The organism is Streptomyces coeruleoprunus (genome assembly GCF_039542925.1).
GTDB classification, from domain to species: Bacteria; Actinomycetota; Actinomycetes; order Streptomycetales; family Streptomycetaceae; genus Streptomyces; species Streptomyces coeruleoprunus.
In genome coordinates, this window is record NZ_BAABIT010000001.1 from 69,561 (window position 1) to 93,426 (window position 23,866).

Sequence of the window (23,866 nt, forward strand, 5' to 3'; positions counted from 1 at the left end):
ATCGGGGCCTCGCGGCACTGGAAGCCCCAGCCAAACGTAGGGCGAGCCGCAACAAGATCGCAGAGGGTGACCGCAGATGCTCCCAAACGACCGCCCTCGCCCGCCTCGGATCCGCACCCCTGCGCTGAAAGACCACTCCTGCCCGCCCCGTAGGCTCACCCCATGCCGATTGAGGACAGCCCGCAGAACACCGTCAAGCACTGGCAGGACTGCACGGACGTATACGACTTCCTCGAGCAGATCCGCCTCCGCCCCGGCATGTGGCTGCCGGATCACTCACTGCGTCATCTGGAAGCGCTCCTCACCGGTTACCGCGTCGCACTGGGCGTGCACGCGATCGACGAGCCCTTCGATTTCTGGCCCGAAGAGCGTTTCACCCAATGGCTTCACGAGAGCCTAGGGACATCCAGTTCACTCAGCTGGGCTGCCGAGATCGAACGCACCACGCCTGCGGGCTCCAACCCGGTCGAGGAGTTCTTCCGACTGCTGGACGAATACCGCCGCCACGTCGCCTCGAAGCCGACGCCGCGAACGTCGAAGGCCGGCTTCCCCGGCATCGAGTACATGGGCAACACGTTCGTCACCCTCTTCTGGCGCCAGCGTCTTCTCAACCAGGCTGTGCAGCGTCTCGAAGACCGTGACTTCCGCGTCGTCCGGCTGGCAGCGGGCCAATGGAGCACGGAGCAGGACATGCACCACGCCATTGCTGCCGCCCTGCAGTTCCCCGACTACTACGGCCGCAACCTTGACGCGCTCAACGACTGCCTTGGCGATGTCGCCTGCTACGGCGGTTACGACGACTCTGCGGAAGGCGCGGGGCTGGTCCTCGCCTTCACCGACTACGACCGATTCGCAGCTGACTGCCCTGAGGCCGCACAAGCCTTACTCGACATCATCGCCGACCGAGCCCGTCACGCAGCCGTGCTTCAGCGCCGGCTGATCTGCCTGGTCCACAGCAACGACCCCGACATCCAATTCGACCCGGTCGGTGCCATGCCCGTCATGTGGAACAGCGACGAATGGATGGACGCCAACCGCCGAGGCTGAGCAGGCGATCGCGAGCATGTCAGAGCCCACGGCTAGCATCCGCCCGTGACTCCTGAGCTGCTGTCGACCATTGCCGCCCCCCTCCCGCCCGGCCGATTGATCACGTCCGATGAAGGCGACGGAGACGTCCAGGCTCTGTGGCTGAGTGACGGCGCCGTACCCGCGGAGACGTGGAAGCGGATCCGCGACCAGCACCCCCACACAGGCGTGTGGCCCCTGCTGCTCGACGCGCTGGATCCGAATGATGGCGAGTTCCGTCCATGGGGATCCGGGGAGGTCTTCCCCGAGCGGATGTCCTCCCCGGCAGACCACGACCCAGCTGACCTTCTCGCGCAGTGGTGGGCGACCTACACGGCCGACGATGAAGACGACGACATGCTCGACGTCAAGAGGCGCCTGGCTGTTACCGCCCCCTTCGGACAGACATGGCCCGGCCTCGCACCCGGCCTGGGAGCGGTAGCCGACCCAGATGAACTGGCCTCCGAGTTCGCCCAGGCTTTCCTCGTCGACCGGCCACAGACACGTCTGGGGCTGATCGCCGCAGGCTCGGGTGCCGCAGCGCTGACGGTCGCGGGCTGGTTCGGACCCTGCAACTACGACAACGACACCGCGAAGATCTCCGCGATCCTCCAAGACTGGGAGCACCGGTTCGGTGCCCGTGTCGTCGCAGTGGGGTTCGACACACTGCACCTCAGCGTCGCCACACCGCCGGTGAGCGAGCGGGATGCACTCCTGGTCGCAGCCGAGCACTTCGCCCTGTGCCCGGACAACATCTGGCAAGGCTGCAGGCCGTACACACTGGCCGCGTACGCCGAGCGGATCACCGGCGCCCACCGCTGGGACTTCTGGTGGGACTGATCCGTCCCACACCTGGGAAACGATCACTCAGCTGGCGGGAAGCGATCTTCGAGGGCTTCACGCATGCCTGATCAGCGGCACTCGTGAACACCCCAACTCGTAGCGGGCCTGGTTGATCAGGGCCGCGGCGTTGCCGAGGGAGACCATGCCGAGCTCGACACCATCGGCGGCCGACAGCGTCCCTTCGATCTTCAGCTCCGCCAGATCGCGCACCGCGCTGGTGATCAGGTAGGTCACGAAGCTCGGCATGTCGGAAGGTACGTTGCCCGCCCATGCCCGCTCGTGCGGTCCCGGTGAGGTGTCGGAAGCGTGCTGGGAGCGGCGACCGGCGATGTACTCCCACACCCACCGGTAGGACAGCGGAAACCTACTGGTGCGAAGGCTCACCTCCTCATACAGCTCGAAGGCCGAGCGGCGTTCGGCAGGCGCCTTGGCCTGGTCTTCGGCCAGCAGCACACCCAGAAGCTGACGTGCCTGATCCAGCTCCTCCTCGTCGGCCGGGAAGTCAAGCGGCAGCGGCAGCATGGTCGAGATCGCCTCCCTGACCGTCTGGCGGGACACACCGTGCCGGACGGCCAGGGACCTCGGCAGCCTGTCGCCAGCGCGGTGGTCGCCGCGGATCGCTTCGAAGAGTTCCGTCCCTGGCTCGGCCACCGTCTGCTCCTTTTTGTATGCGGGCTGGTTGGGTTCATACACCCCTCATGCTGCCCGGCCGGGTGTTGGAGGGCCGCCCGCGCTGCTGCGCGCGGCGGCTGGCTGCCTGGAGCGCGAGGAGGGCGCGGCCAAGCGCCGCTTGGCGCCCCGTCCCTGGTACTCATGCAGGCCGCAGGCGTGGGCTGCTTCAGTCACAGCCGTGTGGTCCCAGGACCCGGGGTGGGGCAGGAAGGTGTTGTCCGCGCGCCCCTCCAGCTGCCTAAAGAAGCCGGCTGCCTGGAGCAAGTCCACTGCCCAGGACGGTGTCCGCATCTCCCGGCGCTGGCTCGTTCGGGCGGGGGGGTCCGTCTGGGCGCCGAAGATGCGCACCGCGAGAGCGGCGGCGTGGACGGGATGGGCAATGCGCGCGTGCAGTCGGTGCGCGAGGAGCGCGGTCGGTTCGTCGGGCTCGGGCGGGAAGCGGCCTGCGGCAGGCAGCGGGAGCACCTCGCGGCCCAGGTGGTGGGCCGCTGCCTCAATCACGCCGCGGCCGGGCGTACGGCGGGTGGGCAGCAGGAAGCACGGCTCGCCCTCGCGGGGCGGGAACTGCTCGCCCGCCTCCCACCACGCGAACCGGCCTGTGGGCGGTGGCGGAGCGGGCGTGGTGAAGGCGCGGTGGGCCGCGGCCAGGGTGTGCGCCTCGTCGTACCGGAGGGTGGCCAGCGCGGTGGCGAGAGCCGGCGGAAGTGGGCCGTGGCATAGCAGGGTCAGGCGGATTTGGGTGCGTTCCCGCAGGGCGAAGAGGTACTCGAAGTGCCGGGAGCTGATGCGATGGGCCCGGGTGACGATGACGTGACCGGTGCGCAGCGCGAGCATCCAGGCGGCGACCGCGCGCCAGGCGGTCTCGGTGTTGCCGGTCCAGTACGTGCCGTCCCCACTGCCGGCCAGCGGGAGGTGTTTGCCCATGCTGCGCAGCAAGTCGTGGGCCAGGGAAGCCGGTGCGCGCGCCACCGGGGTGGGGTGGACGGTGATACGACCGGTCGCGGGGGTGTGGGCGTCCAGCGCGGCGGCCATGAAGGCGTGGTCGTCGTGAGGATCGTGCACCACGGTGAGCGGGGGCAGGCCAGGGCGGGTGTGGCCGGGTGACCACGTGGGCTTCCACGAGCCTGTGGTGGTGTCGTCGGACGAGTCGGTGGTGGTCTCGGACACGGCGGCCGTACGCGGAGGCGGCATCATCGCGACCTGGGTGGCTGTGGCGGGGCGGGCACTGGCAAGAGACTGTCGGTGAAATCCGCGCGGGCTGCGTCGGCCTGGTGGACATGCCGGTGTGGTCCCGGGTCGGCCGCGGCGGGGCGGTGGCCCAGGACTTGGTGGCCGGCGGGGTCGGCGGCGTCCAGGAAAGGGTGGGCGGCCAGGCCGAGGGCGAACAGCACATCGGGGTGGGGAGCGGGCTGTTTTCCGTCTGGGGCGAGCAGGCGCCGGTTGGCCAGGCGCGGGATCTGATTGGCGGGCATTTCGGGGGTGAGGCCGCGGGCGGTGCGGTGCAGCAGGCGGGTGAGGGCGGCGGCCTCACCGGGGGCGAGCGAGGCGGCGGTGTGGCCGGTGTTGTACAAGTTCTGCCGCTGTGTGCCGGTGAGCAGGCCAGGGACGCAGGTCAGGTGGATGGCGGTGTCGGTGTGGATGAGCCGTTGCGGGCTGCTGGGCTGCTCGAGGTGTGCGGCCAGGGCGGTGGCGGCCCACTTCAGGCGGTGTGGGGTCCATTCCAGGGCGGATGCCAGGTCGTCGGGGTGGATGCGACCGACCTCAAGCAGGGCCGCGTGCAGCACGGTGGCGTGGGTGGCCGCCCTCGGGACGGAACCGCGGGAGGCGTGCTCGGGGACGCGCAGGAGGGACTCAGGTGAGGTGTTCAGCACGCGGGCGAGAGCGAGCAAGGCGGCGGCGGGGAGGGTGTGCGGGGTGAGGTGGGTGCCCCAGTCGGCGGTGGGAATGCCGGTCAGCGCGGTCAGGTCCTCGTCGGTGAGCCGGCACTGGGCGGCGCGTGTCCGCAGGAACATCAGGTCGAACGCGGCCGCGGACGTGTCGTCGGGCGGCGGTGGCTGGTCGGTCACGGGCGTAACTCCCCAAGGCGGGGTAGGACGTCGGGGGCGGGCGGCACGGGGGTGTGCAGGTGCCAGCAGCGGGCGGCGGTGTGCCAGTCGTCCTCGGGGTGGGGGTGGACCAGGGCGGGTACCGGGAGGCCTGCGTCGGCGATGAGGGCCTCGAAGCGTGGCGCGGTGCCGAAGCAGTTCGCGAACAGGCCGTGCTTATCAGCGGTGCGCGGGGTGCGGCGGCGGAATTCGACCGCGGCGCGCAGCAGGGGGCGGGCGCGGGGCGGGACGGCGTACAGGTGCCGGGGCCCGGGCGGTTCGCCGATGTTGATCCGCGAGTCGCGATCGATGGCCACGGTGGTGTGGGTGTCGTCGACGGATCCGATCTGGGTCATCGACAGCAGCGACTTGTCGGTGCCGGTGAACAGCAGGGCCGCGATGGCGGCGGCGCGCAGCGGGTTGGGCAAGCGCACGGTGATCGTGTGCACGGTGCGCGGGGTGAGGGGCACGGTGGTAAGGCCGGGCCCCGCGCAACTGGTGAGGTCATCCGGCACGTTGAGCAGCAGCGAGCGGGACAGGAAGGCGGCCTGCGCGCCGCGCACGCGGGCCACGGTGTGCTGGGCGCTGGGACTTGAGACGGTCAGGCGGGCCAGGAACAGCCGCACAGCCTCGGTCTCCTGCAGGTTGAAGGGGGTGGGCTCGGCCGGGTGGTCGGCGTCTTCGGCGACCTCAGGTGGGGTTGGCTGGAGTGGCAGGGTGCGGGTCAGCCAGGTGCGGGCGGCGGCGTAGCCGGCGCGGTACTGGCCGTCGCTGTGGGCGAAGTCGGTGGCGCTCTGACGGCGCCAACAGTCCGCGCGGAACGCGGCCACACCGCTGCGGGGCAGCGTGGGCAGCGGGTGGGCGTGATCGTGCGGCGGCGGGCCGATGCGCCGTCTGGTGGCGGCCGGGCCGATCGCCTCGAGGACAGGGGCCGTGCCGAGTACGGTCACCACGTCGTCCAGCCCGGCGGCTGTGAGGCGTTCGAGCAGACGCTGGAAGTCGGCCTGCTCCGGGGCGTGGGCCAGCAGGGTCAGGCGAATACCGGTGTCCGCGCACCACCCGGCCAGGCGGCGCAGCCGCTCGGTGGTGAGGCGGTGGGCGCGCAGCACGATGGCCTCGTCAAGGCCGCAGGCCAGGGTCCAGCAGGTCACCGCCCGCCAGGCCGGGTCGGTGGACATCCGCTCGGCGTCCGGGCGGGAGAACCCGTCGCGGCCCATGGCGCGCAGTACGTCCAGCGCGAGGTAGGCCGGGCTGGTGGTGTGCGGGGTGGGATCGACGGTGATCCGGCCGCGGGCGGGGTCGGCCCACTGATAGGCGGCTCGGTGTACCGCGTGGTCGTCGTCGCCGTCCAGCAGCAGCCTTACCGGCCGCGCCGCCGGGGCCGCTGGCGGTGTAGCGGCCCGTGAAGCAGGAGCGGGGGCGGGGGTGGGAGGACGTGTGGATGCGGTCATGGGCGACGTCCGCCGTCGACCCGGTCGGCCACGGCTTGCAGCATGTCCCAGTCGGGCTTGCTTGCTCCGGTGGCAGCCAACACCCGATGGGTGTGAAGGGTCAGCACGACCCATCGGCGCAGCAGGCCATCGGCGAGGCGGGCGTCCAACGCCTTGAGGTAGTCGGGCGCGACGCTCTGCCACACAGGGTGCAGCGCGGGAAGTGCCTGCGGGACCTGGTCGCGGGTAAGCGGCCAGATGTAGAGCCAGCCGGCGGTGCGGCTGGCGAGCATCCGCTGGGCGCGCAAGGAGCGTTCGCCGCGCGCCTGGGCGATCAGGACCACGCACAGCCCCTGAGGGAGGTCGTCGTGGAGAAAACGCAGGTACTCGAAGCAGGATGCCGACAGCCGGTGGGCGTCCTCGACCACGACGATCCGCGGTTTGAGAGCCAGGGCGCGACGAATCCAGGCGTCGGCGGCCCCTGGGTCAGCGGACGCCTCACCACGGAGGCCAAGTGCACGGTGAAGGGCGGCTCGCAGGTCAGCCGGCGCCGGCTGTGCCCGGAAATGCAGCGGCAACAGCAACAGCTCACCGAGACGGCGGGCGGCGGTGTGGACGGCGAAGGTCTTGCCGACCCCGGCCTCGCCCAGCACGCACACAAACCGGCCCTGGGAGTACGCGTCAGCGAGCGCGTCGCCCACGGCGAGCATGCCCGGGGTGAGCAAGGTGCGCATACCTGGGGTGTCGAGGAAGTGCAGGCCAGACGGGGCCGCGTCGTCCATGACGGCGAAGGGCTCGGCTCCGACGGCCGCACCCCAGACGGCCGACGGCGGCGGGGGCGGGGTGGTCAGCATCGCTTCAGGGCCCAGTCCACGACCCGGTCGTCGACCTTGTCGGCCCCCAAGTGCTCCATGCCCTTGATCACGTGCTTGGTGACCTTCACCCACTCGCGGAAGGAGCCGAGCGCGTACTGGGTGTCGACCCGCTTCAGCAGCGCCTCGTCCGCACCCCTCCACACCGGGTGGGAGTCGGGCACGGTCTTGAGGACCTCGTCCTCGGTCATGGCCAGGATCTCCAGGCGGATGTAGATCCGCGAGGCCAGCGCCGGATCGCTCTGCAGCGTCTCGTACGCCTCCCGGCCGCCGACGAAGAGGATGGCGGGCTTGGGGTCGCAGGTGTCCCACAGCTTGCGCAGGAACTCGAAGTTCTCCCGCCGGTACTGCTGGGCCTCGTCGCACACGATCACATACGGGCGCCGGGGCAGGGTTTCGCGCAGCAGCTTGTCGAAAGCGGTCGGCGTACCCGGCATCTTGCAGGAGAGGTTCATCTGGTGGAACAGCTCCTCGCGCAGGTCCTTCGGTCCCGGGCGGGAGCGGGCGAAGTCCAGCGGGAGGATCAGATCCGGGTTCATCTCCTGGATCGTGGCCCGGGTGCCGAAGCTCTTGCCGAGCCCGGCGTCGCCGTAGATCACCGACATGGCCCGTGATTCGACGGTGTCGACGACGGTGTCCTTGATCTGCAGAAGCGTGTCGGTGGCGACCAGTGAGGAGTCCTCAAGGCCGAGGAAGAACTGCGGTCGCAGATCCGGACGGCGCGGCGGCCCAGACTCGGGCGGCTGGGACGGCGCGGCAGAAGCGGCGGCGGTGGTGGTCATGCGTCCTCCGAAGACGGATCGGCGGGGGCAGCGGCCTGGCCGGGGCGCACCCAGCCGGCCGGGACGGGCGTCAAAGGGTGATACGGCTCTGCGCGCCTACGAGGCGCGGCAGGCGCTGACCGGCTGGTGCCCGCGAGTTCGGCGAGCGCCTCTTCCTTGGTCATGCGGGTCGCCTGGACAGGTAGTTGGGGTTCGGTAGCCGGCAGATGACGGTCGCGTCTGCGCTCACCGGAGCGCTGCAAGGCCCGGCGCAGCTCAGCGCTGTGCTCCCGGCGCCCGGCAAGGACCTTGGCGCGCAGTTCCTCGGTGGCCTCGTCGCTGAGGAAGGCCCGGCCCAGGTAGCGGTCCCCGCGGAAGGTATACAGGTCGATCTCATGGCTGTGGTGCGGCATCCACCGCACCCGCACCTCGACCCCGATCCGGCCCACACCGTTCTCGGGCATGTAACAGCGGCCCGCGAACTCCACCCCGTGACTGGTGATCTTCCGGGGCCGGTGATCGCTCTCCAGCATGAACGCGCGCAGCTCGGCCGGGGTGGGCTCGGGACGGATCTCGGTGGGGTCGGCCAGCCACGCCTCAAGCGGCGTCGCCCCGGTGCGCTTCACCACGTGCTGGGTGTTGTGCTCATGCACCCACTCCCCCAGGCGCTCCACGAATGCCTCGAAGGTCAGTGGCGGGTCCGTCTCGCCGACGCGGCTGCGGTGGTCAAGCAGGGGCGCCTTGGTGTAGCGGGGCAGGTCGGCGAAGAAGCGGGTCATGCTGGTGCGGTTCAGCCGCTCGATACCGCCCTTGTGGCGGGCGCTGCGCACCCGGTGCACCGGGACGCCAAGAAGCCCGAAGGCCCGCCGGACCGTCTTGGACAGGAAGTCGGCGCCGCCGTCGACCCGTACCAGCTGAGGCAGTCCCCCGGCCGGCCCATAGGGATCCTCCCGCAGCACCGACGCCCGTACGGCAGCGAGGACCGAGCCGCGGTGCGCGGAACCGGCGGTGACCGCCCAGCCCATCACATAGCAGGTACCGCGGTCCTCGAACCAGGTCACCCACACCTTCGACAGCTTCTTGTCGGGCATCATCACGACGAGCGGGGCCTGCTTGTGATCGCCCTCCCACACCTGGTTCCGGGCCACCGCCGGCCGCCGGAACGCGGGATCGAAACCACGGGCGGCCGGAATGCCCTCCCGCAGACCCGCCATGAAACCCGGATCGAGGTCGCGAGCGATGGCATCGTGCAGCGTTGTCAGACCGATCGGCTTCTCCCCCGCTGCCTGGGCTTCGCGCACCAAGTGCTCGTGAGCGCGTTTGACGTTGCCCTGGTAGTCGGCGAGAACTTCGATGATCTCGTTGGTGATACGGAACCGGGAGCGTTCCGGCTTCTCCGGGCTGCCGGTCTTCTCAGCGCTCGCTAGCCAGTCCCACACCGTCCTGATGTGCACGTTCAACGCTTCGGAGACCAGCTGCACATGCGCCGTTGTCAGCTTCCCCGCCCTGCGCAGCCCCAACAGTTGAGCCACCGCGGCAGGCCGCAACTCATCCCGATGCCGCCCCAGGCCGTCGTCCATGGCCTCCAAGGCGTCGCCTCCCGCCGTCACCGGAGCCGACGACCACGCAGAGAACGAACCGGCAACAGAGCAGTGATCACAGTGTCAGCCTCCGGTCGTTCAACATCCGCCCCACGCAGAGCAGTTCATGCAACGCCCGTGGCAGGCGCGACGGATGAGACGTTAAAGCCGACACCACCACAAGAGCCCCGTCGATCACCTGAGCGAGTGACAGAGACCCCGTTCCGCCTCCGCCCTGCACCCTCATGCGCTACAGAGACCACCTCAAAGGAGGTTCGACGGAACACTGCACTGGCCGATTCGGGAGAACACCACCAAGATCAACCATCTAGAACATCAACTGACCAGGACAAACACGAGCCAGCATCAGTGGTGGGGAAACCCGAACATCTCGGTGGCCTCTTCCCCGAACCTCACACGAGCAGTGCGGCGCGCGCACGCGTGCGGTATGGATGGAGGAAGTGCAGCAGCTGATGGCCGGCTGGGGGCTGGAGGACGTGGACGGCTGGGGCGAGCTGGCGCAGCGGCTGGATCACCACCTTCAGCCCGCTGAGGCCCCGTGCGCCGAGGGTGCCGGTGGCATGGCCGGCGCCGTCGGCGGGTGCTGGCCGTGGGGCACAGCCGACTCGCCGAGTCGCCCGGCTCGTTGCGCGAGCACTCCTGCATGGATCCGTCAAACAGGCGTCACCCGTTCGAGTGATATCTACTTCGGTGCGCTGACCGCTGCGGGTGGGAGACGGCCAGGCTGGCGCCACGGGCTGGTTCGGGGCGCCGGCTCCGGCCGGGAGACGCGGGGGGAGGCTCCGGTTGAGTGAGGTAAAGGCGTGGCATCTCGACGGCGACGGCCGCTTGGTGTGTGCCGTTCTCACCCAGCACGCCCAGTACCTGCACGACCGGACCGGCGGCTACTTCCTCTACCTGTCCCAGCTTAGGCACCGAGGACATCGCCCTTGAGTACCTTCAGACCATCCCCATCGGCCGGGAAGAGATCCTGCCCGGACACTGACCACCCGTGCGCACCGGGCGGCACAGGCCACCACCGCGCCCGCGCCAGCACCGTTTCCGCCCGCATCCCTCTCGAGGATCGAACCCGCTATGAGCATGGACCGGACCGGCATCCAGGACGTGCATGCCCTGTGGCTGCAGACACTGGACTTCCTTCACTACAACGCGCCCCAGACGTGGACGGACATGCTGCAGCAGGAGGGAGTGACGTTCTTGATGCCGCCCGCCGTGGCGGCACTTGAGCGAGTGGAGGATCAGGCGGCCGCCCTGGCGAACGCGGAAAGGCGCCGGCTACGCAAAGCGGACTTGTTCTACATCACCCGGGACGCCGCCGCGAGCGTCGCCGGGCTGACAGGCATCCCGTGCATCGCCCAGATCGCCAGCATTGTGCCCTCACCATCCGGGCTGATGGTGTGGGAGGACCCGCCGGTGTGCGTCGAGAGGGGTGTTGTGCTGCGGGCCGTCTCCTGGGGGCCTGCCTATGATGGCGGCACCTGGTGGTCCTGGTGGACGGATACGGCAGCCGGTGTGCGCGCCGGCATCGCCGAGCCGACCATCCTTATGATCCACGGAGGGCTGACCTTCCACGAGGAAGTCTACGCCGAGCCCGACTTCTGGCCGTTGCAGGCCGATGACCCCGCTCTGCCGGAGCACCTGCAGTTCCGGGCCCTGCTGTTTACGTGGATGGCGATCTCCTGCGGACTGCTGGTGTACCGCGAAGCCGTGGCCCCCAGCCAGGACATCCGCGCACATCTGCGCCGCATGAGTGTGGAGTCCCGGGTGGTGCACCGTGTGATCCCCGCCAACAGCGGCGACCGGCCGGGGCTGGCGCAGATCCTGCGCCGCCAGCTTCAGCTGGACGGAACGGTCACCGAGGAGCGACCCTACCCGGGGTCCTTGCCAGCGCAGTTGGCGCCGTGGCACGTCTATGTGCCGGGTCTCGGGCACCGCCTGATCGTGGAGATCCCTATCCTTGAGCCCGGGCAGACCGCGGTTCCCACGCTGGGCGCCGGAAGGAGGGTCAGCAACCTCGCGTTCGCGCCGGTCAGGGCGGTGCTACGGCAGGGCTGGCAGTTCCACAACGGCTATGTGCAGTCCCCGCTGCTCTACGATCCAGAACTTGGGCTCCTCACCGATCCCGGCGATGACGAGTTCTGACCGCACAGGACACCCCACGGCGCCCCTGACCGCTGTCTCGGGCTGCCGGACCGGTCCCTTCCCCACAGACCATGCCCCAGGCTGCCGCAAGCGAGGGCGGTCATGCCGACGGGCATCACCAGGCTCGGCGCTGTTGCGGATGAACTTCGGGGACGACCACCTGCAACGCCCGGTGCTGTACGTGGCATCCCTCCTGGATGCCCGGTTGGCGGCTCACGTGGAGGAAGGCCCCGCGGCTGCCGGCACTCCTGTAGCGCAGGCCGTCATCTGCGCTGACCGCTCTGGTCCATGACGATTTCTGAACGCTGCGCCAGACAATGCCCACTATTATCCGGTGATCACCATTACTCAGAGTGGCGTGCCGGGGATGGGGGCGGGCGGTGTACGTGGCCGAGGTGCTTGTGGAGCGGTTCCGGTCGTGCGAGCGGGTACAGATCCCGCTGCGCCCGGAAGTGACGGTTCTTGTCGGGGAGAACAACGCGGGCAAGTCCAGCGTGATCGATGCGATTCGTCTACTCACGGACCCTCTGGACGGGCGCCGGGTGCGCTATTTCGAGGACGCCGACGTCCTCAAGCCCGCCGCCTCGCTGGGCGGCCCCAGTCTGCAGATGGACGTGGCCGATATCGGCCCGGAGCAGAGTGGCGCGTATCTTGAGGCGCTGCTGCGCGAGGGGCCTCCCGAGAGCCGTACGGCGCGGTGGCAGGTGTCCTGGACAGCTCCGCAAATGGGTGGGCGACGCGGCAGCACGGTCTGGGCGCAGGGCGCGGGCCTTCCCGTCACGGGCGAGCCTCCCGCGCGCGGTGGTGTGCGACATGTCTACCTGCCGGCGCTGCGCGATGCGGAACGGGAGCTGGCCTCGGCTGGCGGCGACCGAGTGCGGATGATCCTTCGCGGGCTGCTGGGGGACGACGAGCAGGTCGATGCCTTCGTGGAACGGATCGGCACCGAGCTGAAGAAGGTGGCCGCAGACCCGGACGTGTTCAGGGTCAACGAGAAGATCAACGAGCCGCTGCGGGACCTGACCGTCGGCGCGCATCCCCAGATGAGTGAACTGGCCCTGGCTGAACCAACGTTCGCGTCGATCGCCCGGTCGCTGCGCATGCTGTTGGGTGATGCCTCCGCGCAACCGTTTCCGCTGTCGGCCTCGGGGCTGGGCTACGCCAACACCCTGTTCATCGCCACGGTGATGGCGGAGCTGGACGCAGCCGCCGAGGCTGACCTGACCGTGCTGCTGGTCGAGGAGCCCGAGGCACACCTGCATCCGCAGCTGCAGACGCTGCTGCTGCGCTATCTGCAGCAGCGGGCACGGGCCTCGCGCCGCCGGCCGTCGGGTGACCCGTCCCAGCCTGCCGGGCATCTGCAAGTGGTGGTCACCACGCACTCCCCCATCCTGTCGGCTGCGGCCAGCGTAGAGGACCTGGTGGTCATGGCACGTTGCCCGAGCGAGCTGTCGGACGGCTGGCAAGCGCGGCCTCTTCCCATTCCCCGGCTGCAGTTGAGCCCGGACCGGGTGCGGCATCTGGACCGCTATCTGGACGCCACGAAGAGTGCCCTGCTCTTCGCATCGCGGGCAATCCTAGTGGAGGGCATTTCCGAGCTTCTGCTGTTGCCGGCTCTGGCCGAGCGGGTCCTCGCCGCCGACGAGGCCGCCGACGAGGCGGCGAAGCGGGAGGCGTTCGAGGCGGTGGAACGGTTCTTCGGCATCACCCGGGTGATCGTGGACGGTGTCGGGTTCCAGGTCTATCTGCAAGTGCTGCTGGCGCCCGTTGACGGCATCTGTCTGGGACGGCGCGTGGCGCTGATCACCGACACGGACGTGGCGCCCGGGGAACCGGAACCGGCACGGCTTCAGTCCCTGCGGGAGCTGCCGCGCCGCTGGGGTTCTCCCGGCGCGCTGCACGTGGCCGCGGCGCCTCGGACGCTGGAGCCGGCCCTGTGGTCGTCCGACAACATCATCGCCCTGCGAGCGGCATTCCTGGGCTGCGCGCCACGCTCCGCAAGCCGCTGGGAGCAGGTCATCCAAGCGGACGATCCCGCGCTGGCTTTCGGGGAGCTGTTCGTTCCGAAGACCAGCCGGACGGTTACTGGAGCGGATGGAGAGCTGGCGAAGGGGGCTCCCATCTCCAAGGGGGAGTTCGCGCAGGAACTCGCCGACGTATTGGCCGACCGGGCGGTGCCATTCACCGTGCCCACCTACCTCGCGAACGCCATCCGCTTCATCACCGCCTCTGACGCCAGCACCCCTGCGGTGGGCACACCATGACGACGCCGGAGCAGACGACCTTGGCGCGGGCGGCCGCCGAGGCGCAGCAGAAGGCCGCCATGGCCGTGACCGCGCCTGCCTACGTGTCTGCCTGCCCGGGCGCGGGCAAGACATATGTGATCACCAGCCGGCATCTGCAATCGCCCTGGCGACTACTACGGCAGGGCCGGGCCTTGATCTCGTTCACGCGGGTGGCGCGGGATCAGATGGCTCGCCGCTGCCGCCAGGCGGGCCGCGCCGACCTGGTCCAAGCGCCGCACTTCATCGGCACGCTCGACTCGTTCCTGTGGGAGTTCCTGGTCAAGCCTCGGCGAGCAGCCAATCCGGCGCCCCGCCTGCTGGAGTCGTGGGCGAGCATCAAGGCCCCGGTCGAGGGCATGGACCGGGAAATCTCCCTGCACCGCTTCCCCATGGCGGTGGACCCCTCGCAGAAAGAGGCGTGCGAGTCGGTTGCCTGGGACAAGCTCGACTACGACACCCGCCAGCTCATCGAGGCCAGCGCCTACAGCCGCAAGGCGTGGGAGGAGAAGATCTTCGAAACCCGCAAGTCGTGGTGTGACCAGGGCTACTTCACCGGGCACGAGGCGCGGTTCCTGGCCTTGTGGAACCTGCGCAACGCCAAGGCCGCCGCCGGGCTGGTGCCCCCGTTGCGCTCCCGGTTCTCAGAAGTCATCGTCGATGAGGCACAGGACTGTTCCGCCGCTGACCTGGCCATCCTTCAACTGCTGCACGCCGCCGGCCTTCCGCTGATCCTCGTCGGCGACCCGGACCAGGCCATCTACGCATGGCGCGGCGCCGAACCCCAGGCTCTGAGGTCCTTCTCCGCGCAGCTGTCTCCCACCCCGCACCAGCTGACCGGTAACTGGCGCAGCTCCCCCGTCATCTGCCGACTGGCGGCCACTCTGCGCACGGGGCAGCGACCGCCGGACACCTCGGTCGTGCGCGACGACGACATCCCTGTCCTGCTGCTTCCCACCCAATTCGCCAACTCCGGCAGCCGTCACCTGCACGCCCCGACCGGTGCCGGCATCGTTGACTTCTTCCGCACGCTCACCGAGGAGTACGCCGTCCCAGCCAAGGACTGCCTGGTGACCGCCTACAAGTACGCCACCTTGCCGGCCATCAGCCGGGAGAAGCCCAACACCAGCGCCATCACCAGCCTGGCCTGGGCCCACGCCGCCGCCCACAGCCCGGGCGCCTCCGGCGACGACCTCACCCGGGCCTGCGCGATCGCCGTGCGCGTCCTGTTCGGCTACTGGTATCCGGGCGAGACCGGCGGCCCCGACAGCATCATGGCCGCCCACCGCCTGTCGGCCGGCCAGGTCAACCGCACGGCCTTCGCGTTCCTGCACAGCCTGCCCCCGCCCCACAAAGAATGGGGTCCGCAAGTGTGGCAAGCCATGAAGGCCTGGCCTGCTCTGCCCGGGGCCGCTCCGCAGGGCGGCAAGGGCCGCCCTGCCGGAAAACCCACCGTGTCCCGTCCCCAGGCGGCCACCGACATGCGCACCAACATCATCCACCAACTCAAGGGCGATGAAGCAGACGGCGTCCTGCTGTTGCTGCCCGATGCCGGAAGCGTCCAGCGTTGGGCCACCTCGGACCCGGTCACCGACGAGGTGCTGCGCGTCTGGTACGTCGCCGTCACCCGTGCCCGCCGCCTGGCCGCCATCGCCGTGCCCGAGGAAGAGACCGACGCACTGGCCCAGCTGCTGACCGGCCGCCAGGTGCCGGTCCGCGTCGCATGACCTGTCGTGCTGTCTGTCCTCGCATGTGCGGGGACAGACAGTTCATGGCAGGGGGCGGCCGTCAGTCCTTCTACGGCTGCAGTCGTGCTCGCACGGGGAAGATCTCCTGCGCCTGCACGCCGTAGATGAGTGAGTCGAACCCTCCGCTCCACAGGCCAAACACCGGTACTGAGCCGATGCGTTGGGCTGTTTCGGTCCATTCGCTGGTCGACTCGGTGGGACGCTCGGCAGAGCCCAGGGTCAGGCTTTGCCCGTCTCCACGGACAGGGCGTACACCCCACTGTGACGCGGTCGTCGTTGGGCCGGCCCAGCAGCAGACCGTGCAGGATCACCGCCGCATGATCGGCGGTGACGGGGCGGCGCGGGTTCCCCGACCAGGACATGGCGTCGTGGAACGTGAGCCAGGACGGGTCGGTGCGCACCGCGTCCTCCCCGTGCAGAACAACCCGATGCAGGAAGCCGATCTCACACGGACCGTGGCGGACCAGCACACCGGCTGGCGCAGCGAGAGCGGGGCCAGCGAGGCGTCAGTACCGCGGAGTCGTCGGCGGTGCGGAAGGCTGCGGACGCCGGCGCAACGCTCCACGTCATGAGCCTTCAGACCTCGCGTCAAACCGGGAAGGCATACCGCGACCGAATGGTGGCGCGTCAGCTGCGCGCCGCAGGAAGCCCAAGCCACGGCGCACCGCACCACCCTCGCCCACAACAGCGACAGCGCCCCGGCAGACCTATGGTGGTACATCGCGCTGCTCCACCTCGGCCACGCCCGCACCCTGTGGAAGGACCACATCGGCCACACACTCCCCCAGTGACCACCGCGCGCACGCCCCCTTGCCGGCCACCAAGCGCGGGGAGAACGGGCTTGGTCGCCGACAATGATCCCGCGGGCGCCGCCTTGCAGCCCCCCGGTCGCCGAGCAGACGGTGGAGCGGCTCAGGCGTCCGCGGCAGCCAGAGCGGCACGCCCCTCGGCAGTGGGCTCGGCCTGGTCGCCGCGGCTGCCGTCCGTCGGCACCACCACGCCGACTAGGCCCTGCTTCCACAAGCTGAGCGAGACGCCGCACCAGGCCATCTGCCGCTCGGTCCACGCCGCATGGAAGGGAGGATTCTCATCCATACCGGCTCAGCCGGGGGACGATGGAAGAGTGAACTCCACCGCCGAACATACACATCGGATAGGGCAACCTACTTGGACCGCACGAGGTCCTGGAGTTCTTTCGGTACCTCGGGACCCGAGTAAACAGCGTGGAGCGCGGCACTTGAGGGAGAATCTCCTACTGCAATCGCCACCTCAGGAGAAATACCCTTAACGGCATAGGCAGGCCGCTTTATGCTGGTTTCGGCCGTCTCGGTGCCGGTGTCGTGGCAGGAGGCCTGCGTCGCGAAGCCGAGGGCTGTCGTCACTGTGAAGTCGATGTTCGCGACGTCCCGGTAGGTGCGCCCCTGATACTCAAACTGGGACACGCACGCCCCCGCGGTGCGGCCACTGCTATTGGAGGTGGCGACATCCGTATCACCAGAGCCGCAGGCGCTTGATGTGACGAGCACACCCGTCGCCAGAACAGTTACGGTCCACCCAGTACGCCAGCCCATCCGTTGCCCCCTAGTAGATCGCTTCGAGGGTCAGGTAGTCCCCTCGCCCGAGCGTCCTATCACTAGTGTCACATGCGTTGATGGACGGCGACATGGTGAGATCCGGGTGCGCTGCCGAGACGTGATCCATTCCGAACACATGGCCTGCCTCGTGCGTTCCGACTGCCCGAATGTCGTAGAGATTGACGCAGCTGGAGGATGGGCTGTTAGTGAAGTTGTTGTCGGTCGTGTTGTAGCGGACGTCAGCCTCGACCAGCTCGCGCAGGTTGGACGTTGTTCCGTCGACGGTCCAGGAGCAGGTGACAGCGAGGTGCCCGGCTGCCAGGTCGCCTGCATCCCAGGTGTTCTGCTCGTCCCGAGGTGTGCACTGGCTGGAGGCGTTGATGTCCGCCTCATAGGTGGAGGTGCCGGCGTAGCTGGACTTGGCGTCGACCGTGTCGGAGATACCACAGTCGTTGTAGGTCTTGGTGATGTTGTCGATCGCGTCCGCGAAAGCGGCGTAAGCCTGGGCCTGCGTCAGTCCGCCCGGCATCCCTCCGTCTCCCACGTACCACGTGTAGGTATGAATCTCTTCGTGCATGGTCGGCGGCCGCGTCGTGTCAGAGCACGCTGACAGAGCTTGGACACTCGCGGACTCACCCGATTCCGCCGAGTGAGTCTGGTAACTGATCACCCCATCCTGCGCAACGGACACGGACAGACCCGCAGCTTCGCCCCCATCGGCTCTGAGCGCGTCAACTCGCACAGTCTCACCCCGCGCCGGCACGGCTACACCCACGGTGCCGTTCACGACGACACGGCCCGTCAGATCGCAGCCCTTGGACCGGGCGCCAGTGGGGAGCTGATCGACAGTCAGCACGCCTTTGGCAGCAAAGCCCGTGCAAGCGTCAGGTGTGGACGCCGCATGAGCGGAGCCAGTGGACACGCCGGCACATAAGAGTGCGAGAACCGTGACGGTGCGACCTGAGAATGCCAGTAAACTAAGCACAACCCCCCGAATCGAGCGTTAGTTCGTACGTGACTGGGTGCGGCAGATCCTACACACGCATCGAACACTCACGCGGATGGTTTTTGAGGTTCCAGTGCTTGACGGGGGCTGACCATCGGCGCAGCACCTGGGCGACGGTGCTCGGCGGTCCGGTCCGCGCATACCGCAGGGCGCATACTCGACCGGGCGGGCGGGACGTGGGCCTCCCGGACGGTATCGATCAGGTCGGGGACCCGGCCCCCCGGCGGGCCAAATCAGGGTGCGGACGCCGCCGGATAACACCTGGAGTGGTAACACCGACGCCAAGCGGCCGGAACTGCACGTGCCAGTTCCGTATCGCGCCCGGGGAAACCGGCGGTGTCGAGACTGAGGAAGTGCATTGCATCTGAGGCAGTTCCCACAACCGCCCGCAGGGAGCTGGGAAACTCTCCGTCGAGAGCATCCCGGAACAAGCCATTCCCGTTTCCGGCATGATGGCGAACAGCAATGCCGAAGCCGCCGGTTGCCGAGGGGCTATGCCCGGCCTGGGCTCCGCGATATCGATGCGCTTGGTTTCAGCCGTTAAGCCTGGCTAATTGCACAGCGGCAGCAGCCCCCGCCTACAGTCTGGGTCGCTCGTGGACGCAATGGCGTGCACGAGCGAGATGGGCACCATGGGGTCGGAGGGCAGGCGGGCGTGTGACCGCCGTTGGCTGGTCCAGCGGACGAGAGGGAAGTTCCAGACCCTCTTCGCAGGCGCGTCGCCGGCCACGAGTTCTGGGACCAGCAGGGCCATCTCTGTCAACCCCTCAGAAGTGAGAAATTCCCTTATGGAGGTTGAGCGCGTGCGAATACGACGCACGGGAATCATCAGTGCCGCCACAGCAGCGGTCACACTGCTGTCCGTATCGGCGGCCACAGCGGAGGACTTCCTGTGGTCCGGCTACTGGCGTGAAGCCACGGCCGGAATGGAGTCCCGCAGATGGAGTGACGAGCAGTACTCACAGGTGCTGTACAGGAACTGCAGCGGGCCCCGAAGCTCGTCCGGCAGCAAACCGTACAACACGGATATACAGATGCACCGGGACATCTCAGCCTGGCCGGACGCCGACTACGACAACAAGACGTTCTCCGAGTGCTTCAAGGGCTACATGCACCAAAGCAACGGTGAATGGCACGACCTGCCGAAGGGCCAGTACTACTTCAGCGTCGAGGCCGTCAGGGGCGGCGTCGGGAAGCTGGACGTCGAGGTCGTCATGGTCGACAACACCTCCGCCGACTGAGGCGATTGAGCACCAACCGGTAGCCGCCTCCAGCACCATGAGAGGGAGGCGGCTGCCGTCTCGTTCACCGCACCGACGGGAAGACCGTGAAGATCACCGTACTGTTCCGTACTTCGCCCGCCGTGTGGGCCGCTCCCGTCGCCCTCGCGCTGCCGCTGCTGTACTACCTCGGTCCCGGCCGGCCCCCGGCCGACAACTTCGGCTACGCGCCTGAGATCACGTCGTACCCCCTGCGCTTCGCCTACCCCTTCGCCTACGCCGTCACCTCCGCGCTCGCCGCCTGGGTGTCCGCGAGCCTGCGGCAGGCCGGTGTATGGGACATGAACCACGCCCGCTCCCGCTACCGCATCGCCGCCCAAGCACTGCTCCCGGTCGTCACACTGGCCTGGACGATGCTGATCCTTCCTCCGCTGACCGCACTCACGGTGGAGGGCACGTGGCCAACGTGGGACAGCGTCTCTCCCCTGGTCGTCGGAATGATCGTGTGCGTGGAGCACGCGGTGATCGGATTCGCCGTCGGGCGGTGGGTGCCGAAAGTGATCGCCGCGCCGGTCCTCGCGGTAGTGACCTGGGTGGCAGTGGCATTCACCGTCACCGTGGACGCTCCCTGGGTACGGCACGTGTCGGGTGCGTTCCCCGAACAGTTGATGTTCGGCGAGGCACCCGCGTGGGGGGCGCTGTGGCCACATGTCGCGTTCACCGGCAGCATCGCTGCCGCGCTGATGGTGGCGTGGCTGCCGGTGCGACGCCGGGCGGTGGCTGCGGCCGCCGCCCTGGCCGTTGCCGCCGCGGGGGTCACCAGCACGTGCAAGGCGGTGAAGAACTATGACTACACCCCACCGCTCAAGACCTATGCGGTCACCATGGAGTGCGGACACACGGGAGGGACGGCCGTGTGCATGCCGGAGCAGACAGCGGGCGCTTTGCCCCAGGCTGTGAAGGCCACCCAAAAAGTCCTGGCCGACTTCGCCGCGGCCGGTGTCCCCCTGCGGCCCAAGACCGTCATCGATACGCTTCCCGAAGGTCGCTTCGCCACCCCGTCGACGGCCTCGACCTGGCGCGTTCCCTTGACCGCTGCCACCGACCGCGACGACGCCGCGTTCGCCGTCGCCGTCGCCGCGACAGGCATGAACTGTCCTAGTCCAGACCCTCTTCTGCGCCGCGTGGTCATCGCGTGGGCCGCTCACGTCACCGGCACGACCCCGTCCTGGCAACGGCTGCGCGCGAGCATCGACCGTCAAGGCTCGCCGGGGGACGTCGACGGCATGTTGCGCAGCGTGCTGAGCCGACCAGCCAAGGAGCAGGCCGACTGGTTCACCACCACCTCCAGGAAGGCGTGCACGGTCTGATGCGATGGTGGCTCAAGACCCGCCGAACCTTCACGGTGCTCACCGCTCTGGTCATGGTGTCGATGGGGCTGGCGGTGTGGATCGGGGAGCAATCCGTCATGCTCCCGTCGTTCTTCTCCAACAGCCAGCGGGCCGTACTGACCGTGTTCCTGCCGATCCCCGCCGTGGCAGCGCTGTCCCTGTCCCTGGACTCGCGGCTGGCCGCTTTCGAGATGGCTGCCGTCCGCTTCATCCCAGGGCGTGACGTGCTGCTCGTCCTGGCCGCCGTCGCCGGCTGTCTGGTCAGTGCCGGGATCTTCTGGTCACCCACAGGCATGTCGGTGGCCCGCAACATCGCCTTCCTGACCGGCCTGATGCTTCTGGCCCGGCCGTGGGCACGGCAGGCGGCCGTAATGATCCCCCTCATCTGGATCGCGCTGGTCGTGTTCTTCTCCCACCGTCCCTATCCCGACCCGGACCCGTGGACCGTCCTGCCAGAACCCGCTACCGCGGTCCATGCCGCCATCGCCGCTGCGGTCGTCCTCATCGCCGGCCTCACCCTTCTTTCTCGCACCCGCCAGGAACCGTCATGACGATCCGCTTCGACAACGTGACCTACGCCTACCGGCGCTGGAACCGACCGATACTCACCGACTTCACCTACTCCCTCCCCGCCGGGCTGACCGTGCTCCTGGGCCCCAACGGCGCCGGGAAGTCCACCCTGCTGAAACTCGCCGCAGGCACCGTCCGCCCCGCACACGGAACAATCACACTCGACGACGTACCCTCGACCGCTCGCTCATACCGGCATGCCGTCGGATGGCTGCCGCAGCACGTACAGCCAATGCCGCAACTGACCGCCCGCGAGTACGTCGCCTACACAGGCTGGCTCAAGGGCATGGCCACCTCCACAGCACACGAGAAGGCCGCAACCGCGCTCGAGCGGGTCGACCTCACCGAGCAAGCCGAGGTGAAGACCCACCGGCTCTCCGGCGGACAACTCAGGCGTCTGGGCGTCGCGGCCACGCTCGTCCACGACACCCAAGTCCTGTTGCTCGACGAACCGACCGCAGGACTGGACCCACAGCAGCGCCGGACATTTCGCAACGTGCTGGCCTCCCTGACTGACCAGGTGAGGATCCTGATGTCCACTCACGACACCCAGGACCTCGCCGAGGAAGCCGACCACGTCACCGTCCTGCGAGCGGGCCGAATCCTTCACACCGGCACGTCCAAGGAGTTCCTGGCCCACACCCCAGCGAGCGTCGCACCCGGCCGCGCCGCCGAAGCCGCCTACACGGCAATCCTCAACCGCGACGGCAACGCAAGCGGGTGATGCTGCCCGTCATGGCTCCGGCAGGCCCGATGCGGGCAGGCAGGTCTCTACCCGGGAGCTTGCATGGTCACCGATCCACTCGTAGTCGTCATCCGTGTCCCATCCGGGATTGCGGCGCCGTCGCTGAGGGAGGCGTCTCACGTCGTCGGCGTTAAGATCATCCATGGACGCTCATGGTGCCCAGCGACCATCGCGCTGACCAACATGACGTCCCGTTGTGGCTGGGTTCATGCCACCTGGTGCAGCGGTTCAGGTAGTCATGAGGCGGTGGTAGTCCTCGACCTGCTGCGCCAGGTCGGCTTCGGGGATGGACGTGAAAGCGCTCATCTGGGCGTAGGACAGGCCACTTCTGCGTCCGACCAGCGCGAGGTCCCACAGGGCCTGGTTGATCCGGGCCCTGGCGGTGCCGAGGGAGAGCATCCCGAGCTCGACAGCCTCGGTCGCCCGCATCGTCCCCTCGATCTGCAGCTCGGCCAGGTGGCGCACCGCACCGGTGATGGTCGGTGAGGAACTCGGGGCGTGTCGGATGGGACAGTGCCTGCCCAGGTCCGCTCGTGGGGCTGGGGTGGGCCGGCGTCGGCGTGCTTCGAGCGGCGGTGGGTGATGTACTCCCACACCCACCGGCAGGAGGCCCTGTTCTCGTATAGCTACGGCGACGGGACATGTAGCGCTGGGTAACGCTCGGGGCCGCGTTCGCTGTGAAGGCCAGTGGCGCAGCGGTTGGTGGTGGCGGCCCCGGTCTTCCATCTCTGGCCCACGGTGCAAGGTCGCGGCGGCGGAAGTTCACGTTCGCCTGTCCGGTCGCTGCTGGGTGGAGGCGTCGCAACAGGGCGTCGTCGTCGCGATTCCACGGCGGGCCTATCGGGCCGGCGGCTGGTACTGGCCCTCAATGCCCATGCCGCGCATCAGGTCTTGCATCAGCAGCTCGAACATGGGTTCCTGATCAGAGAAAAGGGGGGCAAGTGCCCGAAGACCTCCAGCGCGATCTGGCCGTAGAGCGACCGCCAGCAGCTCAGCATCACCACCAACGCGCCGGGAGGAAGGTCCACGCCGGTGTCTGCCCTGTAGTCCAGCATCTGCTGCCGCAGCCGCGGATCCATCCCATCCTCGTCGAGGATGGGGAACGGGCGCTCCGTCCACAGCTCCACGGCGCGCAGCAGGGGGCGGGCGCTGGGCGGGACGGCGTACATGTGCCGGGGCCCGGGCGGTTCGCCAATGTTGATCCGCGAGTCGCGATCGATGGCCACCGTGGTCTGGGCCTCGTCGACGGATCCGATCTGGGTCATCGACAGCAGCGACTTGTCGGTGCCGGCGAATAGCAGCGCCGCGATGGCAGCGGCGCACAGCGGGTTGGGCAGGCGCAGAGTGATCGTGTGCACGACGCGCGGCGTGAGGGGCACGGTGGTGATGCCCGGCCCCGCGCGCGGTGAGGTCGTCGGGCACGTTGAGCAGCAGCGAGCGGGACAGGAAGCCGGCCTGGGCACCGCGCACGCGCGCCACCGTGTGCCGCGGGCTGGACTTGAGACGGTCAGCCGGGCCAGGAGCAGCCGCAGAGCCTCCATCTCTTGCAGGCTGAAAGGGGTAGCCGCGGCCGGGTCGGCGGCAGGTTCGATGCCGTCAACGGCGGATGGTTGGGGTGACAGGGTGCGGGCCAGCCAGGTGCGGGCGGCGGCGTAGCCGACGCGGTACTGGCCATCGGTATGGCCGAAGTGAGCGTTCCGGCTTCTCCGGGCTGCCGGTCTTCTCAGCGCTCGCTAGCCAGTCCCACACCGTCCTGATGTGCACGTTCAACGCTTCGGAGACCAGCTGCACATGCGCCGTTGTCAGCTTCCCCGCCCTGCACAGCCCCAACAGTTGAGCCACCGCGGCAGGCCGCAACTC

Annotated in this window: 21 protein-coding genes; 9 read left to right on the top strand and 12 right to left on the bottom strand. The window is 68.6% G+C overall.

Translation table 11 applies throughout. The features are described from left to right. The first annotated feature begins 162 nt into the window (after positions 1-162). Together ABEB09_RS00335 and ABEB09_RS00340 are read left to right on the top strand one after the other, a co-directional pair. Positions 163-1,047: a barstar family protein gene (locus tag ABEB09_RS00335; protein ID WP_345685867.1), complete on the top strand. Its 885-nt coding sequence runs from the start codon at positions 163-165 to the stop codon at positions 1,045-1,047. 45 nt (positions 1,048-1,092) lie between these two features. Next, positions 1,093-1,905 carry a DUF4253 domain-containing protein gene (locus ABEB09_RS00340; protein WP_345685869.1) on the top strand — a complete coding sequence of 271 codons (813 nt, stop codon included), beginning with the start codon at positions 1,093-1,095 and terminating at the stop codon, positions 1,903-1,905. A 57-nt stretch (positions 1,906-1,962) separates the two neighbouring features. On the opposite strand, the gene ABEB09_RS00345 is transcribed toward ABEB09_RS00340, so the two are convergent. From ABEB09_RS00345 to ABEB09_RS00375, 7 genes are read right to left on the bottom strand one after another with little or no spacing between them, the layout of a single operon-like run. Then, a complete protein-coding gene (locus ABEB09_RS00345) occupies positions 1,963-2,559 on the bottom strand; it encodes a hypothetical protein (protein WP_345685871.1) in 597 nt (198 codons plus the stop codon). Positions 2,560-2,604: 45 nt separating this feature from the next. Beyond that, positions 2,605-3,774 carry a hypothetical protein gene (locus ABEB09_RS00350; RefSeq protein WP_345685873.1) on the bottom strand — a complete coding sequence of 390 codons (1,170 nt, stop codon included), beginning with the start codon at positions 3,772-3,774 and terminating at the stop codon, positions 2,605-2,607. Next, complete coding sequence (locus tag ABEB09_RS00355; protein WP_345685875.1) at positions 3,771-4,646, bottom strand: hypothetical protein; 876 nt, start codon at positions 4,644-4,646, stop codon at positions 3,771-3,773. Before ABEB09_RS00355 ends, ABEB09_RS00350 begins: the two co-directional genes overlap by 4 nt. Then, the gene (locus ABEB09_RS00360; protein WP_345685878.1) at positions 4,643-6,115 is read right to left on the bottom strand and encodes a hypothetical protein; all 1,473 of its coding nucleotides are present in this window, start codon (positions 6,113-6,115) and stop codon (positions 4,643-4,645) included. The genes ABEB09_RS00355 and ABEB09_RS00360 overlap by 4 nt, the downstream gene beginning before the upstream one ends. Next, positions 6,112-6,948 carry an AAA family ATPase gene (locus ABEB09_RS00365; RefSeq protein WP_345685880.1) on the bottom strand — a complete coding sequence of 279 codons (837 nt, stop codon included), beginning with the start codon at positions 6,946-6,948 and terminating at the stop codon, positions 6,112-6,114. The genes ABEB09_RS00360 and ABEB09_RS00365 overlap by 4 nt, the downstream gene beginning before the upstream one ends. Further along, positions 6,942-7,748: an AAA family ATPase gene (locus ABEB09_RS00370; RefSeq protein WP_345685882.1), complete on the bottom strand. Its 807-nt coding sequence runs from the start codon at positions 7,746-7,748 to the stop codon at positions 6,942-6,944. Before ABEB09_RS00370 ends, ABEB09_RS00365 begins: the two co-directional genes overlap by 7 nt. Beyond that, entirely contained in the window at positions 7,745-9,307 is a 1,563-nt protein-coding gene (locus tag ABEB09_RS00375) for a Mu transposase C-terminal domain-containing protein (RefSeq protein WP_345685884.1), read from the bottom strand. The genes ABEB09_RS00370 and ABEB09_RS00375 overlap by 4 nt, the downstream gene beginning before the upstream one ends. Positions 9,308-10,402: 1,095 nt before the next feature. On the opposite strand from ABEB09_RS00375, the gene ABEB09_RS00380 reads away from it, so the two are divergent. The 3 genes from ABEB09_RS00380 (at position 10,403) to ABEB09_RS00390 (ending at position 15,479) form a co-directional block, all read left to right on the top strand. Beyond that, positions 10,403-11,470: a hypothetical protein gene (locus ABEB09_RS00380; protein ID WP_345685886.1), complete on the top strand. Its 1,068-nt coding sequence runs from the start codon at positions 10,403-10,405 to the stop codon at positions 11,468-11,470. Positions 11,471-11,850: 380 nt separating this feature from the next. Further along, positions 11,851-13,734: an ATP-dependent nuclease gene (locus tag ABEB09_RS00385; protein WP_345685888.1), complete on the top strand. Its 1,884-nt coding sequence runs from the start codon at positions 11,851-11,853 to the stop codon at positions 13,732-13,734. Next, positions 13,731-15,479 carry a UvrD-helicase domain-containing protein gene (locus tag ABEB09_RS00390; protein ID WP_345685890.1) on the top strand — a complete coding sequence of 583 codons (1,749 nt, stop codon included), beginning with the start codon at positions 13,731-13,733 and terminating at the stop codon, positions 15,477-15,479. Before ABEB09_RS00385 ends, ABEB09_RS00390 begins: the two co-directional genes overlap by 4 nt. A 933-nt stretch (positions 15,480-16,412) precedes the next feature. On the opposite strand, the gene ABEB09_RS00395 is transcribed toward ABEB09_RS00390, so the two are convergent. The 3 genes from ABEB09_RS00395 to ABEB09_RS00405 all read right to left on the bottom strand — a co-directional run bounded on the left by ABEB09_RS00395 (position 16,413) and on the right by ABEB09_RS00405 (position 17,651). Further along, complete coding sequence (locus ABEB09_RS00395; protein ID WP_345685892.1) at positions 16,413-16,595, bottom strand: hypothetical protein; 183 nt, start codon at positions 16,593-16,595, stop codon at positions 16,413-16,415. A 68-nt stretch (positions 16,596-16,663) separates the two neighbouring features. After that, complete coding sequence (locus ABEB09_RS00400; RefSeq protein ID WP_380839741.1) at positions 16,664-17,026, bottom strand: DUF6281 family protein; 363 nt, start codon at positions 17,024-17,026, stop codon at positions 16,664-16,666. Positions 17,027-17,081: 55 nt separating this feature from the next. Then, entirely contained in the window at positions 17,082-17,651 is a 570-nt protein-coding gene (locus tag ABEB09_RS00405) for a matrixin family metalloprotease (RefSeq protein ID WP_345685896.1), read from the bottom strand. Positions 17,652-18,883: 1,232 nt separating this feature from the next. Here ABEB09_RS00405 and ABEB09_RS00410 point away from each other — a divergent pair. From ABEB09_RS00410 to ABEB09_RS00425, 4 genes are all read left to right on the top strand, one after another. Further along, a complete protein-coding gene (locus ABEB09_RS00410; protein ID WP_345685898.1) occupies positions 18,884-19,321 on the top strand; it encodes a hypothetical protein in 438 nt (145 codons plus the stop codon). Between the two features lie 86 nt (positions 19,322-19,407). Then, the gene (locus ABEB09_RS00415) at positions 19,408-20,670 is read left to right on the top strand and encodes a DUF7224 domain-containing protein (RefSeq protein WP_345685900.1); all 1,263 of its coding nucleotides are present in this window, start codon (positions 19,408-19,410) and stop codon (positions 20,668-20,670) included. Further along, entirely contained in the window at positions 20,670-21,242 is a 573-nt protein-coding gene (locus ABEB09_RS00420) for a hypothetical protein (protein WP_345685902.1), read from the top strand. The genes ABEB09_RS00415 and ABEB09_RS00420 overlap by 1 nt, the downstream gene beginning before the upstream one ends. Next, a complete protein-coding gene (locus ABEB09_RS00425; RefSeq protein ID WP_345685904.1) occupies positions 21,239-21,985 on the top strand; it encodes an ATP-binding cassette domain-containing protein in 747 nt (248 codons plus the stop codon). The genes ABEB09_RS00420 and ABEB09_RS00425 overlap by 4 nt, the downstream gene beginning before the upstream one ends. A gap of 249 nt (positions 21,986-22,234) precedes the next feature. Here the strand turns inward: ABEB09_RS00425 and ABEB09_RS00430 are convergent, their stop codons facing one another. Together ABEB09_RS00430 and ABEB09_RS00435 are read right to left on the bottom strand one after the other, a co-directional pair. Beyond that, the gene (locus ABEB09_RS00430; RefSeq protein ID WP_345685906.1) at positions 22,235-22,471 is read right to left on the bottom strand and encodes a hypothetical protein; all 237 of its coding nucleotides are present in this window, start codon (positions 22,469-22,471) and stop codon (positions 22,235-22,237) included. 431 nt (positions 22,472-22,902) lie between these two features. Beyond that, complete coding sequence (locus ABEB09_RS00435; protein WP_345685908.1) at positions 22,903-23,364, bottom strand: hypothetical protein; 462 nt, start codon at positions 23,362-23,364, stop codon at positions 22,903-22,905. Positions 23,365-23,866: the final 502 nt, after the last annotated feature.